At 40.9% G+C, this 17,538-nt stretch carries 12 protein-coding genes and 1 pseudogene; 8 read left to right on the top strand and 5 right to left on the bottom strand.

The genetic code is table 11. The features are described 5' to 3' along the window. The first annotated feature begins 380 nt into the window (after positions 1-380). Positions 381-1,193 carry an amidohydrolase family protein gene (locus tag ABJH64_RS19110; RefSeq protein WP_348274251.1) on the top strand — a complete coding sequence of 271 codons (813 nt, stop codon included), beginning with the start codon at positions 381-383 and terminating at the stop codon, positions 1,191-1,193. A gap of 332 nt (positions 1,194-1,525) precedes the next feature. On the opposite strand, the gene ABJH64_RS19105 is transcribed toward ABJH64_RS19110, so the two are convergent. After that, entirely contained in the window at positions 1,526-3,604 is a 2,079-nt protein-coding gene (locus ABJH64_RS19105; RefSeq protein ID WP_348274252.1) for a DPP IV N-terminal domain-containing protein, read from the bottom strand. 207 nt (positions 3,605-3,811) lie between these two features. Here ABJH64_RS19105 and ABJH64_RS19100 point away from each other — a divergent pair, with 207 nt between their 5' ends. Then, positions 3,812-4,894: a serine hydrolase domain-containing protein gene (locus tag ABJH64_RS19100; protein ID WP_348274253.1), complete on the top strand. Its 1,083-nt coding sequence runs from the start codon at positions 3,812-3,814 to the stop codon at positions 4,892-4,894. A 233-nt stretch (positions 4,895-5,127) separates the two neighbouring features. Beyond that, positions 5,128-5,688 carry a DUF664 domain-containing protein gene (locus tag ABJH64_RS19095; RefSeq protein WP_348274254.1) on the top strand — a complete coding sequence of 187 codons (561 nt, stop codon included), beginning with the start codon at positions 5,128-5,130 and terminating at the stop codon, positions 5,686-5,688. Between the two features lies 1 nt (position 5,689). Here ABJH64_RS19095 and ABJH64_RS19090 read toward each other — a convergent pair whose 3' ends face one another. The 4 genes from ABJH64_RS19090 to ABJH64_RS19075 form a co-directional block, all read right to left on the bottom strand. Continuing rightward, on the bottom strand, positions 5,690-8,452 hold the full coding sequence (locus tag ABJH64_RS19090; RefSeq protein WP_348274255.1) for a TonB-dependent receptor: 2,763 nt from the start codon (positions 8,450-8,452) through the stop codon (positions 5,690-5,692). Positions 8,453-8,922: 470 nt separating this feature from the next. Then, positions 8,923-10,308 (bottom strand): arginine decarboxylase, encoded by a 1,386-nt coding sequence (locus tag ABJH64_RS19085; RefSeq protein ID WP_348274256.1) that lies wholly within the window; start codon positions 10,306-10,308, stop codon positions 8,923-8,925. Between the two features lie 118 nt (positions 10,309-10,426). After that, positions 10,427-10,861, bottom strand: a complete 435-nt coding sequence (locus tag ABJH64_RS19080) for a hypothetical protein (RefSeq protein ID WP_348274257.1) — start codon at positions 10,859-10,861, stop codon at positions 10,427-10,429. 132 nt (positions 10,862-10,993) lie between these two features. Beyond that, complete coding sequence (locus tag ABJH64_RS19075; RefSeq protein WP_348274258.1) at positions 10,994-12,142, bottom strand: methionine aminotransferase; 1,149 nt, start codon at positions 12,140-12,142, stop codon at positions 10,994-10,996. A gap of 358 nt (positions 12,143-12,500) precedes the next feature. On the opposite strand from ABJH64_RS19075, the gene ABJH64_RS19070 reads away from it, so the two are divergent. The 5 genes and pseudogenes from ABJH64_RS19070 to menA all read left to right on the top strand — a co-directional run bounded on the left by ABJH64_RS19070 (position 12,501) and on the right by menA (position 17,521). Further along, entirely contained in the window at positions 12,501-13,451 is a 951-nt protein-coding gene (locus ABJH64_RS19070) for an arginase (protein ID WP_348274259.1), read from the top strand. 91 nt (positions 13,452-13,542) lie between these two features. Beyond that, positions 13,543-13,938, top strand: a pseudogene (locus ABJH64_RS19065) (GxxExxY protein). Positions 13,939-14,001: 63 nt separating this feature from the next. Next, positions 14,002-15,792, top strand: a complete 1,791-nt coding sequence (argS, locus tag ABJH64_RS19060; protein ID WP_348274260.1) for an arginine--tRNA ligase — start codon at positions 14,002-14,004, stop codon at positions 15,790-15,792. A gap of 202 nt (positions 15,793-15,994) precedes the next feature. Further along, positions 15,995-16,582, top strand: a complete 588-nt coding sequence (locus tag ABJH64_RS19055; protein WP_348274261.1) for a glutathione peroxidase — start codon at positions 15,995-15,997, stop codon at positions 16,580-16,582. A gap of 18 nt (positions 16,583-16,600) precedes the next feature. Continuing rightward, entirely contained in the window at positions 16,601-17,521 is a 921-nt protein-coding gene (gene menA / locus ABJH64_RS19050; RefSeq protein ID WP_348299127.1) for a 1,4-dihydroxy-2-naphthoate octaprenyltransferase, read from the top strand. The last annotated feature ends 17 nt before the right edge of the window (positions 17,522-17,538 follow it).

Here is a 17,538-nt window from a genome sequence, read left to right as displayed (position 1 = left end):
ATTTTACGTTCTTCATTCCTCAAAACTGTTAGAAAAGAGTTTTACTTAAAAATAACATGTAAATCCGCTTTGCTACCGGCAAATAGTCACAAGCATCCTAGGATTTAGTCAACTTAAAAATTGAGGCCACTTCGGTCACCGGTCACCGGGCTTCTATCCGCTTGAGCAAAAGAATTCTGGATACTGGCATCCTTACAGATTATTATAAAAATTAATTAGGAGAAAACCGGAGAGCTTTGCAGTTCTCCGGTTTCTTATTTTCAGCTGGCCAAAACCCTAGCATGCTGATTTTTTTTAGGCTAGCTATTTCTAGGAATTCACTGACTATTTTACCCTTGGTCAAATAATTGTTACATTTTAGGTCAACCAATTTTTGACTAATGATCATAGACGTACACACCCACATCAATAATTATCACGAAGAAAGAGTTGTTTCTTTAGACGAATGTCTCAATAAACTGACCGAAACGATGGAGGAAAATAAGGTGGATTATTCCCTTGTCCTCACCTCATACAAGGTCAATGAACACCGTCCAAGTACCAAAAAAGTCGTCGAAGCGATCGCAAACAGGAAAAATCTTGGCGTAGTAGCAGGAATCAGCTACCTCAATTACAATCACCGTGATCTAAGTGAGATCGCTGAATACCTCGAATCTGGTCTGATCAAAGGGCTGAAACTCTATCCAGGTTATGAGCCTTTCTATCCAAATGACACACGAATGAAAGTGGTCTATGACATGGCAATAGAATTTGACGTACCGGTGATGTTTCACTCCGGCGATACGTACGCGCCCACAGGTCGGGTAAAATATTCCCACCCTATCCATCATGATGACTTGGCGGTGGACTATCCGGATTTGAAAATTGTGATTTGTCACGTAGGAAATCCCTGGATCAAGGACTGTATGGAAGTTACCTACAAAAATAAAAATGTACATGCCGATTTCTCTGGTTTGGTACTAGGTGACTTTTCAGAGAAATTCGAGCGCTGGATGAAGCACGAACTGGAGCAGATGATCACTTATGCCGGTAATCCGAAATATTTGCTTTATGGAACTGATTGGCCTATTTCTTCCATGAAATCCTATTTGAACTTCATGAAAAACCTGGATCTTCCTGAGGAAAAGAAGGAATTAATCCTTTGGAAAAATGCCGCCGAATTATTTAAAATCGATGTGAGCAGTTTTAAGTAATATAATTATCCATTCAACTAACCACTACCATTATTTCTTTGCTCAACAGGCAGGGAGACGGGCGACCGAAGCTGCTTTAATTCAACTGTTTATCAACTAGATAGGACATATTTCTCGTTTTACTTGTGCATAAGTTACTAGACCATGTGAATGTCCTCACTCTTTTATTTTATTGTTTTGAGAGTCATTAGAGGGGACATTCAAGACGGCGAAGCCAAATCCTTTTTCTCCGAGCCTTCACTACCAAAAACTCAGAGAAATTCGCGGTTAAAAAAAAGAAAACCACCTACCGATCGCTCAGCAGGTGGTTTTTTAGGAAGATAAACTTCTGATTAACGGACTTCTTTCTTGTAATCGGTCACTAGGTGCTCGATGAAAAACTCCATCATTCTTTCTCTATTCAAAGCAGTATGGCCTCCGTCAGGTGCGATTTGTACTTCAATGCTTTTGCCAGCATCTTGGAATGCCTTGATCAGCATCAATGAGTTAGCAGGATGCACGTTATTATCGGCTGTTCCGAAGAAAATCAACAATTCTCCTTGCAATTGGTCAGCCTTGTTCATCAAGCTGAATCGGTTGTAGCCTTCCTCGTTATTATCCAGTGTACTCATGAATCGCTCCGTGTAGATGTTGTCATACAATCTCCAGTCAGTCACAGAAGAGTTCGCCACTGCTGCGTGTACCAATTCCGGGAATCTGAGCAACATAGACGCCGCAGTGGTTCCTCCATAGGAAGTTCCGTACACTCCTACTCTATCTTTGTCAAAGTATGGACGATTATGTAGGGACTTAATGCCTTCGGCAAAATCATCCATTTCTACCAAACCTAAGTTTCCATACAATTGATCCAATAATCTCTTCCCGCCGCCTTTCAGGTTTCTTCCATCAATATTCAATACTAAGAAACCGTATTCGGTCATGGGATCTGGAGTGGTGAAATTCTCGCGGAAAGCGTTAGTAGCTGGTCCACCGTAATTATTCAAGATGACTGGATATTTTTTGCTTGGGTCAAAATTGGATGGGAAATGGATCATTCCATGCAATTTGGTCACACCGTCTTTCGAAGTGAAAGTGAAAACCTCGACTTTTTTCAATCCTAGTTCTTCAAACTTACTCATGTCACTTTTCGCCAATTCTGCCACTACTTTTCCTTTGGCATCTAGCAAATTGGTGAAAGGAGGAATATCATGCGTCTGTGCGATATCTACGAAATACTTACCATCTGGCGAGATATTCACGGAGTGCAGGTAGGCAGGATCTGTCAATCGGGTATCCTTACTTCCGTCCAGCTGCACTCGGTGAAGCTGCATCAGCATGTGGTTGTCACCACTTCTAGCCATGTAATACAGAAGTTTTTTATCCTCATCCACCTTCACGATGTTAGCTACTTCGAAGGGGTGAGATGTGATGGCATTGACAAGAGTTCCGTCAAAATTATAGAGGTAATAGTTATTAAAACCTGATCTCTCGGATGCCCAGATGAAATGCTCGCCATCTTCCAGCACCATCATTTCTGGTGAGTTTTCCACAAAACTTGGAAGCCATTCTTCACGAACTACCGTTCTACTTTTACCCGTTTCAGGATTGGCAGCGCGGAGTTCCATGATATTCTGTCTTCTATTGGTACTGTGATACAGCAACTCTTTACCGTCTGGAGTCCAGGAGATGTCATAAATGTAAGTGCCGAGCTCTCCATCCGAATAAGGCTTTCCATCACGGATATCCAATTCGGTGACTTTCTTAGTTGCCAAGTCATAGACCATTAGATCCACTGGAAGGTTAGGTTCTCCCACTTTAGGATATGCCTCTATTTCGAGAGAATCGTAGAGTTCCAATTGATTCAACAGGACATAATATTTTTTCACATCCTTTTCTACAAATCTGTAAAAGGCAATTTTACTACCATCAGGAGACCACCACATGGCTGTGTTCTGACCCAATTCTTCACCATATACCCAAGTTGCAATACCGTATTTTACCTGGTTTTCCTCGTTGCCGTCGGTAGTGATCGCGACCACATTGCTGCCGTCCGGGTTACTGAGGTACATGTTGCGATCTTTGGTGAAGGCTTTGAATTTCCCGTCCGGAGACTCTGCCGATTCGAATTGGCGACCGCGAGCGGGACGATTCCAAGCCCTACGTTCAGGCTTAGGGATTTCGCCTACTTCGGTGATTTTCTTTGTCTTTACAGAGAAAGATTGAAGTTTGCCATTTTCTACGAATTCAAAAGATTGACTATCGTCTGCCCATTTTACATTGAGGCTTCCTGGTTTTACAGCCGACCTGTATTGAGGTGCCATTTTTTGGTACTGCTCATATCCGGGCATGTTTTTGAGCTTGTCCTGAGCCTGCGATACAGATAGGGTAGTTGCCAAAGCTGCAGCCAGCGTAAGGAAGAACTTATTCTTCATATACTATTCGGGTTAAGTTTATTCTAGCTGCGATGTTACCATTTTTAGATGGAAAAAGCAGAGATAAATACACGATAGGTTGCTAGGACTCATTAAATTTTACTTTTCACGCTAATGTCATTCAGGTAAAATCTGATTACCCGGCTTACAAATTTGTAACCAATAAGGAACATTATGCATCCTAAGGATAATCAACTGACTTTCATTATGAAGCCCTTTAATTCAGCATTTAAGCTATTCTTAGGAATATTTTTTCTCTTACAACTCAATTCTCCATTTGCTTTTTCTCAATCATTAGAAGTTAAGATTGACTCTTTGCTGGAAACCACTTTTACACCAGCTGGTCCAGGAGCAGTTTTCTTGGTGGCAAAAGCTGGCGAACCTATTTATAGAAAAGCATTTGGGAAGGCAAACTTAGAACTCAATGTCGCCATGACTCCTGAGAATGTCTTCGAAATTGGTTCCATGACTAAGCAGTTTACTGCCATTTCTATTTTGATGCTAATGGAGCAAGGAAGGCTTCAGCTTGATGATGAAATCACAAAATTTATCCCAGACTACCCTACTCAAGGAAAAAGAATCACAGTCCATCATCTGTTAACTCACACATCTGGAATAAAAAGCTTCACCAGTATGAAGTCTTTAAGAGCTATCGAAAGGCAAGATCTTACCCCTACCGAACTGGTTGATTTCTTCAAAAACGAACCGATGGATTTTGAGCCCGGAGAGGAGTTCAAATACAACAACTCAGGCTATGTGGTTTTGGGATATATCATCGAAAAGCTATCGGGAAAAACGTATGCTGATTTTGTCCAAGACAATATTTTTCAAAAACTCGGAATGAATTCTTCCCAATACGCCAGCCATTCTCAAGTCATAGAAAACCGAGCCTATGGTTATCATCAAAAAGATTATTATGTAAATAAGAATTACATCAGTTTGAGTTTGCCTTATTCTTCCGGCTCGCTGATGTCCACAGTAGATGACATGCTCAAATGGAATGAAGCGCTCAAAAACAATGCGCTTATCAAAGCAGAAACCAAGGCCAGTGCTTTTGAAAATCACACCTTGAACAACGGCAACAAGATCAATTACGGTTACGGCTGGCATATCAGCAATATAGCTAACTCCCCAAGTTTAGAGCATGGTGGCAGCATTTTCGGCTTCAAATCCATGGGAGTCTATTTACCCGAAGAAGATATTTATGTGATCGGATTGAGCAATTGCGACTGCAATTCGCCCACAACTTTGACTGGAGATATTGCTCAGCTAACCTTGGAGAATTTTTAGCTTCCAGGTTAGTTTAGATGATCTATTAAGATCATCCCTGCACCAACTCCCTGATCCAAATGAATTGAATTTCCCTCCTAAAAAAATCTCCATATATTGGACTTGTAAAGTAAAAAACCCTACAATAACCCCATATATGGAATCCAGAAAGTTAGGAAACACTGGTTTGGACCTTTCCATTCTAGGATTTCTCATTTGATAGGTATTTTACTGACTCACAAACTTTTATCCTTATGAAAAAACTTTCTTTTTTATTCTCCTTGCTTTTGCTTAGCTCAACCTTGCTCTTTGCACAAAACACCATGAACCCTCCCAAAGGCTATGATCACGACATTGGAACTATGGTGTCCATGCTGGAAAACCTTAGAGCAAGAATAATCTACAGCACGCAGGAACTCAATCAGGAACAGACCGATTTTTTACTCGATGAACAAGCCAACCGTATTGGTGCGATGATCATGCACTTAGCGGCTACAGAGGTTTACTACCAAGCCTATACTTTTGAAGGAAGAGGATTCAATGAGGAGGAAAAGAAAAAATGGGAAACTGCCTTGAACCTCGGAGATGAAGCCAGAGCCGAGTTTGTAGGAAAACCAATCCACTATTACTTGGATAGCTGGGCACAAGTCCGTCAAAAGACTTTGGAAATGCTTAAAGAAAAAGATGATAAATGGTTTTCGAAAATGGCAAAAGGTGGACAATTCGATAACCAATGGGCTTGGTTTCATGTGATGGAGCATCAGGCAAACCACATGGGGCAGATCAATATGCTGAAAAGTAGATTGCCACAATAAACTACTTCACTGTTACTTCAAAAGTCTTTTCAAACGCCAAACCGTCTTTGGTCAATCCCTCAACTCTCAGATTTACACGCTTGAGAACTTGAGGGATTTTTACATTGAAAGTGTAAACTCCACTTTGACTTTCTGCATTCGCATTCCAAAACAAGGTTGGTTTTATCTCCACGGCTTGATCATCTTCCTGCTTGGTTGGGAATGGAATATCTCTGGAAAAACCACGAATTCTAAATTGCTGAAACTCCGTGGCATCAAAAGCTGATTCTTTTCTTGGGTCGATTCGCTTACCTTTTTTGGTCGTGATCATAATTACTCCACCAACTCCAGCCATTCCAAACGTAGTTGAATTGTACGTATAAACTTTAATTGATTCTAATTCTGCAGGAATAAAAGAGCTAATCAAAACACCATATGTTTCATTATCTAAATAAGCATATTGAGCTCCATCGATAATTAATAATGGATTAGGAGTATTGAAACCATAATTGTAGTTCCCGATTTTTCCTCCTCCTTTGAGCCCTAAATATCCAGCTAAAGCTTCAGGAGAAATCGTGGCCAATTTATCTTCACCAATCTCTCTATCAGGCGTCCCATACCCATAGTTTCGATCTTCCATGGTTTCAATTTTCTCATCCTCCTTTACAAATTCCTCCAACAAAATATAGTCCTCAGTGATGTCAAATCTCAATTCATCGTTTGCTCTTGGATATGTTTCATAGCTGAGTTTGGGATAAGACCCACTGAAAAACGGCTTGGTTTTCACACCTAAATCAACTGACCCATACTGCTTTTGCTTAGCATCCAAGGCTGCAACTGAAATAGTCGCAGAATCTGTGAAATACAAACCCGTAGCGCGGAAATAGCCGGAAGAATCTGTTTGAACGATGCCATAATCTGCCAAGTCATCACGAACTATGGTAATAGGATTGATGTATGGGTCTCGCTTTTTATCTCGGGTAAATTGCCCCGCTATAGTAATCCCATACTCAATTTGATGGTCGCCAAGTGCATGATTTTCAGCTGTCTGCATTTCATCTAGCCAATCCATGGCATTTATTAGCGTCTTCTGATTGGCGACAGTGGACACCCTATCCGCATCTGTCAAAGACACCATAAACTCCGCATCTGTCAGCTCCTCCGTTTCATCCAAAAACGATAAACTTAATTCTATCTCTTTGAAAGAATTTCGGAAAAATACAGAGTCTTTCAAATTGATCGTTAGGTCTCCAAACAGATCTGGATTCGAAATAGCTACTCCCTTGATATTTTCTTCTTTTTCTAAAACAGGAAGTGGCAACAGAAAAATATCTTGTTCAGAAAAATTACGCATCCATTCTGTATAAGATCTCAGAAAATAGTCACCAGACTCAAGTAGTTTGGGTAAGATAAAAGCAGCTGAAATTTTCCCTTCCTTAATCGGAAATGCTTCAGACTGGATGATTTCAGCATCTTTATTCATCACGTCTAAGTAGAGTACACGGCTGAGCGTATCCGACATTACCTTATTTTGATAGAGCATTTGCCCTCCCAGCCAAACCGTTTCACCAGGATAGTAATAGGGTTTATTGGTACTGAAATAAGGTTTTTCGCGAAGATTATTCCATCGCAGATAGTTCAGTTGACTGCTATCGACTTCTGCCAGGTATTTTTCAAAGCTTTCCGAAGGCACATAGTCATGGGGTAAAAATCTCCCCATCCGCTGCCTACCCATGTAACCCGACAAAACCACCTGCGAAGGCACAACAGGAATCCCATTTCGATCAATGTCGAAATACCCTAAAGGAGCCGAAATCCAGCTAACTGGATAATAAACATCTGAGTAATAATCGTTTCTCCAGCGTTTCCCTCTGAAATGAATTTCTGTATCATTCGGCCAAAAAATTCTGTAATTACCGTTTTTGAGTGGCAATCTGATAATAGAATCTGGATTGACATGCTTGACAGATTTGTCAAGTTCTTCAAGATAAAGGTTGGTCCGCTTTCGAAGCATATCTGCTGGCAACACTTTAAAGATCTCGAAATTTTCTTCCGCAGTTTTTGCGAGCAATATTGACTTCAATAGGTGGCGAATAGAACCTACATAGCTTGTTTCCTGATTGGCTTCAGTCATGGCTAACTTCGTAGAGTCGCTAATGTCTTTTGGGTCGAAAAACACAAAACCAACGTAACTGGAGCGATTTTTATAAAAACGATAATCCTTCAAATAGTAGGTCACATCATATCCCAATGCATCATTTACTAAGTACAACGGCTCCTGTGCTGTAGCATGAACGTAGTTGGGCCCTTCTTCCTTTACTGTCTCGAAGTCCAATACCCAAGGGTTTTTTATCTCAAGTTGGGAAGCAAAGGGATCATCCGGAACTGCTAAAAACACATCTTTAAAACGGCGCAGGTCCCGCTCCCACTTCTTGTCTCTACGAGTTTTCAACTCCACCTCAGATAGCATAGCTTCCAAGGGCTCCAACTTAAAATCCACCTTGTTGGTGGCCGAAAGTCTAAAAGATTTGGTCTCGGTTTTATACCCAACAAAGGAAGCTACGAGTTCTATATTTCGGGGGAGATTTCCTGTGATGAGATACATCCCATGCTTATCCGTGGTGCTACCTATAGTCGTATTATTGACAAAAACATTAGCAAAAGGCATAGGCTCACCGGTTTTTGAATTTTTTACGGTGCCCGAAATGGTCTGTGCGATTAAAGAAAAACCTAATGAAACCAACACCAACAAAAAGCATAGAAATCTAGCTGCGTATGAGTTCATTAAATTAAAATTGGGTTGGCTTACTAAGGTAGAAGTTTTGGAGAAAAAAATATATAGCATCTGATAATCTGTGCAAAACCGTCTTGCATGTGGAGTAGCAAGACTACAGCACTCGGAAACTATTACAATCAACTTGAATAATTATAACTTTTTGATTTGCCCTATCGGGGCTACCTATGGGTAGAAAATTGATTTTTCATGAGTCTGCTGTGCCGTCAGGTACAGCCCTAAAACCAAATCTAATAATAGCGCCTTACCTAAAGGCACGGCAGGTTTAGCACATGCATTAATACCTACCCAAAGTTTTTCCCTAAAGGGACAGTTCCATGTTATGCTGCTTCTCTTGTTTATGCTGCTTCTCCAGAAGCAGCTGAATCCAAAAAAAGTCCAGCTTCTGGAGAAGCAGGACAACTCGGGTTTTGAAAAATAGGCACAAAAAAACCGCTCTCTTTCGGGAGCGGTTTTAAATTTTAATATCCCAGAGTTTTTAACATACTCTCTTCAGTCTGATCTTCTGCAAAGAGTCGATGAGTGATATTTCCATCATCATCTTTTTCTATCAGTACATGCTTAGGTGCTGGAATCAAGCAATGCTGAATCCCTCCGTAGCCACCAAGGGATTCTTGGTAGGCACCTGTATGGAAAAAGCCAAGATACTGAACTTTGCCCTCAGGTTTTGGAAGGTATAGATTATACTGGTGAGCTTCAGAGTTATAGTAATCCATACTATCACAAGTCAATCCACCTAGGTTGATGTTGTGATATCCCTCATCCCAATTGTTCACCGCTAGCATGATATACTTCTGATTAAGACCCCAGCTATCAGGAAGTTGTGTGATAAAGGATCCATCGATCATATACCAAAGTTCCTTGTCATTCTGAAGCTTTTCTTCTAGCACAGAATACAATACCGCTCCACTCTCTCCTACTGTATAGCTTCCAAACTCAGTGAAAATATTCGGCTCCTCGGTATTATTTTTGCCACACATCCACTTGATGTTTTTGACGATCTGCTCAGCCATGTATTGGTAGTCATAATCGAAAAAGACGTTGGTTTTGATCGGCCAGCCTCCTCCAATATCCATGGAGTCAAGCGTAGGTGAGATCTTTTTCAAGTCCACATATTTCTGGATAAAACGAGTCAATTCAGACCAATAATAGGCCGTATCTCTGATCCCTGAATTGATAAAAAAATGAAGCATCTTCAAGCTTACCTTTGGATTATCCTTGATCTTTTCTTCGTAAAGCTGTACAATATCATTGTATCTCACGCCCAATCTAGAAGTGTAAAAACCAAACTTTGGCTCCTCATCTGCAGCGATTCTGATCCCAACTTGGAAGGGAACTTTCACATGCTCCAGGTAGTAGTCGATCTCCGTTAAATTATCCAAAATGGGCACACAATTCACAAAACCGTCATTCAATAACTCGGTGATGTATTTCTTATACAGCTCACGCTTGAAGCCATTGCAGACGATGAAAGTATTCTTAGTGATTTTTCCCTGAGCATAGAGACTACGAACCAAAGGAATATCAAAAGTCGATGAAGTCTCAATATGGATATCGTTTTTCAGCGCCTCATTCAGCACAAAACTGAAGTGTGAAGATTTGGTGCAATAGCAATAAGTATAATTGCCTTTGTAGTCATGCTGCTCAATCGCATTCTTGAAATACGACTTGGCATTCTGAATATTCTCAGAGATTTTAGGCAAATAGGAAAGTTTTAGAGGAGTACCATAAGTCTCTATGATCTTCATCATGTTTACTCCATTGAAATGCAATTCATTATTTTCTACAGAAAATTCTTTGGTAGGAAAGTCGAAAGTCTGCTCAATCAGGTCCTTGTATGTATTCATCGTCAAAAATTATTGATGTTAAAGCGTTGCAAAAATTGCTTTTTCTGAGGGGAATTCAAATGAAAAAGGGACAAATCCCTGAGGACTGTCCCTAATAGGATGAAATCATAACAAATTTTTAATTGTCAACTTTACCCAGCATCGCACGATGGAGCAAGGATTGCTCAGTCAAAAAGTGATTTCTGTTCGTAATCACCTCTTTCAACACTTTTTTGAATTTTATTTCATTTTGCAGCAAGACTATCAACTGAGAGAAAAACAGTGAAATCTCTGGATGACTGGTGGTAGGATAATAGAAATAGGCAATCCTATCAGAAGAAGAAAAGCTCAAATTCAAATCTTTTGGTTTTCCAGCTTCGCTCAAACCCTTGAACAAGGGATACAAAAATTGGAACTCCTCTTCAAATTTACACAGGCCCTGCACAACCATCCCAGCTGGCTGACTGAAGATCTTAACGACTTCCTGCTGATTGACTGATACGTTAGAAAAGCCATTTGCTAAACCAATCTGCTGTTCATTTGAAGCATGGATTGTTTGGAGTACTGCGCTCATTTTTGTGAGTTTTGAAATTTAGGATGTGACAAATATAGAAGTGAAATAAACACTATCCTATATTCCCTATAATATTTATAGGGATTTATTGAAGTCATGTACTCCAATTTGATAACACACTGATTTAAAGATTTATAAATCTAAATTTTGAAGTTTATCTAGTGCTTTCATCAGCTCCTCATCTTCTTTTGCGAAGCAAAACCTCAAGATCTTGTGATCTCTTTGATCAGAGAAAAAAACTGAAATGGGAATACTGGCCACACCTATTTCCTTGGTCAGACGAACTGCTAGCTCCTTATCAGGTTCTTGTGAAAGATGCCCATAAGATACCATCTGAAAAAAACTTCCTTGAGCAGGTATAAATTCGAAGGCTGTCGTTTTCAGTCCTTCACAAAAAAGATCCCTCTTTTGCTGATAATAAGTAGGCAAGTTCAAATAGTGATTTGGCTTTGCTAAATAATCTGCCAACGCATACTGCATTGGCGTGGCTGTACTAAAGGTTAAGAACTGATGAATCTTCCGGAATTCATCTGATAGCCTAGGCGGTGCCAAACAATACCCAATCTTCCACCCTGTCACATGAAAAGTTTTGCCAAATGATCCGCACACGAACGTCCTTTCTCTCAAAGCAGGATGAGTCAAAAGAGATAAATGTGTTCGCCCATCAAAAATAATATGCTCATAAACCTCATCACTGATAACCAATATATCCCTGTCCTGAATCAACTCAGCCAAGGTAGCTAGATCAAAGGGAGTCCACACATAGCCAGATGGATTATGTGGCGTATTGACCAGGATCAAGCGGGTCTTGTCAGAAATTGCAGAGTTGACTTTATCCCAATCGACCGAAAAATCTGGCATCACTAGAGGAACATAAATGGGTATTCCGCCATTCAACTCAATCGCCGGAGCGTAGCAGTCATAAGCTGGGTCAAATAAAATCACCTCATCCCCCTGCTTCACGACAGCCGTCACAGCAGCATAAATCGCCTCGGTAGCTCCAGAAACAACGGTTACCTCAGTTTCTGAATTCAATTCAACACCATAAATTAATCTGGTTTTCTCTGCTATCCGCTCCCGCAAAACAGGCACTCCGCTCATGGGCGCATATTGGTTATGGCCGGCTTTCATGTATTTAGTCACTAGATCTACGAGCGCAGGGTCACAGTCAAAACCTGGAAACCCCTGCGAGAGATTGATCGCTCCATAATCAGTGGCAAGCTTAGACATCGTGGTGAAAATAGTTGTCCCTACTTGGGGGAGTTTGGATGAAATAGGCATAGTCCAAAACTATTGATTTTGAGATAATATCTTCTAATTCATCTTCCGTTCCCGCAGATTTGCACATAAATGCAGGGTTCAAATCTTCAGAATGTTATAGAACTACTTTCACTTGGAATAGTTGCGGTAGTCCGAAGACTGCACTACGATGAACAAAAGTTGGAAGACTAGCGCCAGATGATCTGCAGGAATCTGCGAACCCTTTCTACGTCAATCTAAGTGAAAATCCAATGAATTTGATAAACTGCCTTGCACAAACAACGATCTCTGATTATTGATCATTTAAGCTCTTTTTAGGCATTTTTGACTATTTTCGCAGCTTGATTTACAACCCAATTTAACTTTAAAGTCCACTCAAATGCGAGATATAAAATTAGTAGAGGTACGGTCTGAAATCGCCGCAGGAACCAGAGGAGCAAGCCTTGGAATAGATGCATTGAAGATTGCCAGCTTGGATAAAAAATCAGATTTTTTCACCCAATTTGACCCAATCAATGTTCCGGACGCTAACAATTACCTCTGGAAGGGAAACAATTTCCCACATGCCAAATACATCGATGGCGTGTACCAAGTGTTGAAAAACGTCTATTCCACTATAGAATCCCTGCGAATGGACAAGAAATTCCCTATTGTACTTGCTGGAGATCATAGCACCGCAGCGGGTACCATCATGGGAATCAAAGCTGCAGATCCGGACAAACGTCTCGGCGTGATCTGGATAGATGCTCATGCTGACCTACACACGCCTTACACCACTCCTTCGGGAAATATGCACGGCATGCCGCTAGCCATGGTATCTCAATTGGACAATTTGGATTGCCAGGTAAATGAACCTACAGAGGAAACGCTGGCATTGTGGAAGAGGATCAAGGTCATAGGAGGAGAATCTCCTAAAATCGACCCCAAAGACATTGTGTTTATCACCGTGAGAGACACGGAAGCTCCAGAGGATCATCTCATAAAAAACTTTGGAATAAAGAATTTCCCTACTGCTGAAGTTCGGGAGAAGGGAATAGACCAAATAGCTACCGAGGCACTGGAAGTACTTAAGGATTGTCACCAAATCTATATTTCCTTTGATGTGGACAGCTTGGACAGTTCTATCTCTGTCGGTACTGGTACACCTGTTCCTGATGGACTGACGGTGGAAGAAGCGATAGAACTCAACGTGAAGCTTATCCAAGACAAACGCGTCTGCTGCTGGGAAATCGTAGAAGTCAATCCTACCCTCGATTCTGAGAATGTCATGGCCGAAAACGCCTTCGAAGTCCTCGAAGCAACAGTAAAGTCGTTAGTGGATAATTTTTAGGTTTATTATTCCACAAAGGTCACAGAGGGTAACACAGAGAGCACAATGAATTATTTTATCCTTATTTTGATTTGACAAATTCCTTAGGATTATGGAAAATAATGATTTGGCTTTTGAAAATGACCTCGCAACCAAAGTGATAGGATTCGCTATGGAAGTGCATACCCAATTGGGACCTGGACTATTAGAGAATGCCTATAAACAAGGTTTAGCATTCAAGCTCAAAAATGAAGGTCTTTCCATCTAAGTAGAAAAGAGAATGCCACTGATTATTGACGGAGTCAAATTAGAAAATGGTTACTGCATTGACATTTTAGTGGAAAGAAAGCTAGTTTTGGAACTGAAAGCTGTAGAGAGAACTACAGATATTCATTTTGCACAAACACTTAATTACCTCAAACTTGGGAAATTCAAATTAGGACTCTTAATTAATTTCAATGTTCCCAGACTAAAGCTTGGGATCAGAAGAGTAATAAATACTAAATAATTACACTTAATAAATTCACAGCGGCCTCTGTGTTCCCCTTTGTGCCCTCTGTGGTCAATTTATATGGAAATACAAGAAACAATCAACCAAGGCATTCAGCTTGCCTTTCAGAATATCTTCAACCACGATCTTCCTCTGGATCAGATCAGCCTTGCTCCCACGAGAAAGGAATTTGAAGGCACCTATACCTTCGTGGTTTTCCCATACCTTAAAATATCCAAAACTACACCTGAGGCTACAGCTACACTTATCGGTGATTATCTAAAGGAAAACGTAGCTGAGGTCGCCGGATTCAATGTCGTAAAAGGATTCCTGAATCTGGAATTGAACAACATGATCTGGGTAGATGTCTTCCAGAAGCTATATGCTAACGAGAACATTGGACAGCTTCCAGCAAACGGCCAAAAGGTAATGGTAGAGTATTCCTCGCCTAACACCAACAAACCGCTTCACCTCGGCCACTTAAGAAACAACTTCCTTGGCTTTTCGGTCGCTAATATTCTTGAAGCAAATGGCTATGAAGTCATCAAGGCTAACTTGGTAAATGACCGAGGAATCCACATTTGCAAATCCATGGTAGCTTATCAGCACTTTGGAAATGGAGAAACTCCAGCGTCTTCGGGACTCAAAGGAGATCACTTGGCGGGAAAATACTACGTGATTTTCGACCAGGAATACAAAAAGCAAGTTGCTGAATTACAGGAAAATGGTCAAACTGAAGATGAGGCCAAGAAGAATGCTCCACTCTTACTAGAGGCTCAGGATATGCTTCGCAAATGGGAAGCTAATGACGAGGAAGTGGTTGCTCTTTGGAAGCAGATGAATGAATGGGTTTATGCAGGGTTTGAAAAAACCTACCAACGCATGGGCGTTACCTTTGATCAATACTACTATGAGTCTGGCACCTATTTATTGGGTAAGGATATCGTAACTGAAGGATTGGAAAAAGGCGTCTTTTTCACGAAAGAAAATGGCTCTGTGTGGGTGGATTTGACGGCTGAGGGGCTGGACGAAAAATTGGTCTTGCGTGGAGATGGCACCTCTGTGTACATCACTCAGGATATGGGGACGGCCGATTTAAAATACGATGATTTTGGAATTGACAAATCCGTATATGTAGTTGGAAATGAACAAGATTACCACTTTGATGTCTTGTTTAAAATCATGAGAAAACTAGGTAGATCCTACGGAGATGGCTTATATCATTTGTCTTACGGAATGGTAGATCTTCCTAGTGGCAAAATGAAGTCTCGAGAGGGTACCGTAGTGGACGCGGATGAACTCATGCAGGAGATGGTAGATACCGCCGCTCAGCACACAAAAGAGCTAGGAAAAATCGATGGATTCAATGAAGCACAAGCCGCAGAACTTTATGAGACATTGGGAATGGGCGCTTTGAAATATTTCCTTCTGAAAGTAGATCCAAAGAAACGTATGTTGTTCAACCCACAGGAATCCATAGAATTCCAGGGAAACACCGGCCCTTTTATTCAATATTCTCATGCGAGGATAGCTTCAATCCTGAGAAAAGCCGAACAAATTGGCCTTGATTTTAAACAAGCAGACTTCTCTGGAGTTTCTAAAATCGAAGAATCTGAATCGACTTTGATCTATTTGCTCAATGATTTTGACAAGAAAATCGCTCAGGCAGGAGCAGATTATTCACCAGCTATTTTGGCACAATACCTCTTCGATTTGGCGAAGGAATACAATCGTTTCTATGCAGATCTTCCTATATTTCTGGAAGGTGACGCTTCTATCCTTGCCTTCCGCGTGGCCTTATCGGCTCATACCGCCAAAACGCTAAAACGAGGGATGCAACTCTTGGGAATTGACGTTCCTGAACGGATGTAATAAACAAGTTAGACTCAAATTGATCTGAACACAGAGAACAACAGGCTCTTGAATCATTGAGATTAACTTGATTCTTCATAGAAACTAATTCATTTGAAATCAAGCCTGCCTGAGGCAAACAGGCATGAGTAGAAAGTCACACATTGGGAAGATTGTTCGAAATGCGAGATTCCAGATGACCTTAAAGAAAAATTATAAACACATGAAAAATCTATTATTTCTTGGCTGCCTGCTTTTATTGATCAGTGCTTTTGCTATCAGCAAATCACCAAGCGAAACATCACGTCAATCACAACCAACAGAAGAACTTATGGCAAAATCTTTTTATGATTTTAAAATGAAAGACCTAAATGGTCAGGAAGTTGACTTCAGCAGGTTCAAAGGCAAAAAGATTATGATTGTAAATGTAGCTTCCAAATGTGGCTACACACCACAATACGAAGCCTTGCAGAAACTCTACGAAGCAAATAGCGATAAGCTGGTCATTCTTGGCTTTCCCGCCAATAACTTTGGCGGTCAGGAACCTGGTTCCAACGAGGAAATTCAATCCTTTTGCTCTGAAAATTATGGAGTGACCTTCCCCATGTTTGAGAAAATATCCGTGAAGGGCTTCGACAAAGATCCACTTTACCGATGGCTCTCTGACGCTTCTATGAACGGTTGGAACAATGAGGAACCAAGCTGGAATTTTTGCAAATACCTGTTGAATGAAAAAGGTGAACTGATCAACTTCTTCCCTTCAAAAGTAGCTCCCATGGATCAACAGATTTTGGACATCATCAACTCCTAATCCAACCAATCCAACGGAGTGAAACAAGTAATTCAAACCAAAAAAGAAGCCTGGCTGCATGCGGTCAGGCTTCGGACTTTACCACTGGCACTCGCAAGTATTTTCGCGGGGTCTTTTTTGGCAGCTTATCAAAATGTCTTTCGCTGGGAAATCCTCCTTTTTGCAGCACTGACCACCATTTTTCTTCAGATCCTATCTAATCTTTCCAATGACTATGGCGATACCATTCATGGTGCAGATCACCTAGCACGGCAAGGTCCGGTAAGAGCGGTACAATCTGGCTTGATATCGCTTCCGGAGATGAAAAGAGCCATGTATATTTTTGGAGCATTGTCATTAGTTTCAGGTTTGATATTGCTGTTTTTAGCCGTTCAGGATTGGGTTCTTTTTGGAGTTTTTCTTGGTTTGGGATTGGCTGCTATCTGGGCATCTGTCTCCTATACTTCAGGCAAAAACCCGTACGGCTATGCTGGCCTAGGCGACATCTCTGTATTTGCCTTTTTTGGATTACTGGGCGTTTACGGCACCTATTTTCTTCACAGTTTGGCTTGGGATGATTCTGTCATCTGGATAGGAATAGCCTTAGGGTTATTCAGCGCCGCTGTGCTGAATATCAACAACATCAGAGATATAGCCTCCGACACCACCGCAGGCAAAAAATCAATCCCAGTAAGAATAGGAAAAAAATCGGCGGTTATTTACAACTGGTTTTTGATTTTAGGAGGGAATTACTGCCTGATTATTTTTGCATTCATCACTCAGGAATGGACATCTATTCTGGCACTTGGTCTTTTTCCATTTATGGTTAAAATTGGATGGAGTGTACAAAGAGGCACGACTTCTCAGGAGATTGACCCGAATTTGAAAAAAATGGCTCTAAGCACCTTAGGTTGGGTTATTCTATTCGGCATTGGTTTAGTTTTTTTAGGAAAAAGCTGAAATAAGTTCTTTTGTAA

Origin of the sequence: Algoriphagus sp., from assembly GCF_039969895.1 — a bacterium.
Taxonomy (GTDB): Bacteria; Bacteroidota; Bacteroidia; order Cytophagales; family Cyclobacteriaceae; genus Algoriphagus.
The sequence above is the reverse complement of the archived record's forward strand: the minus strand, read 5'-3'. Positions and strand labels throughout refer to the sequence as shown.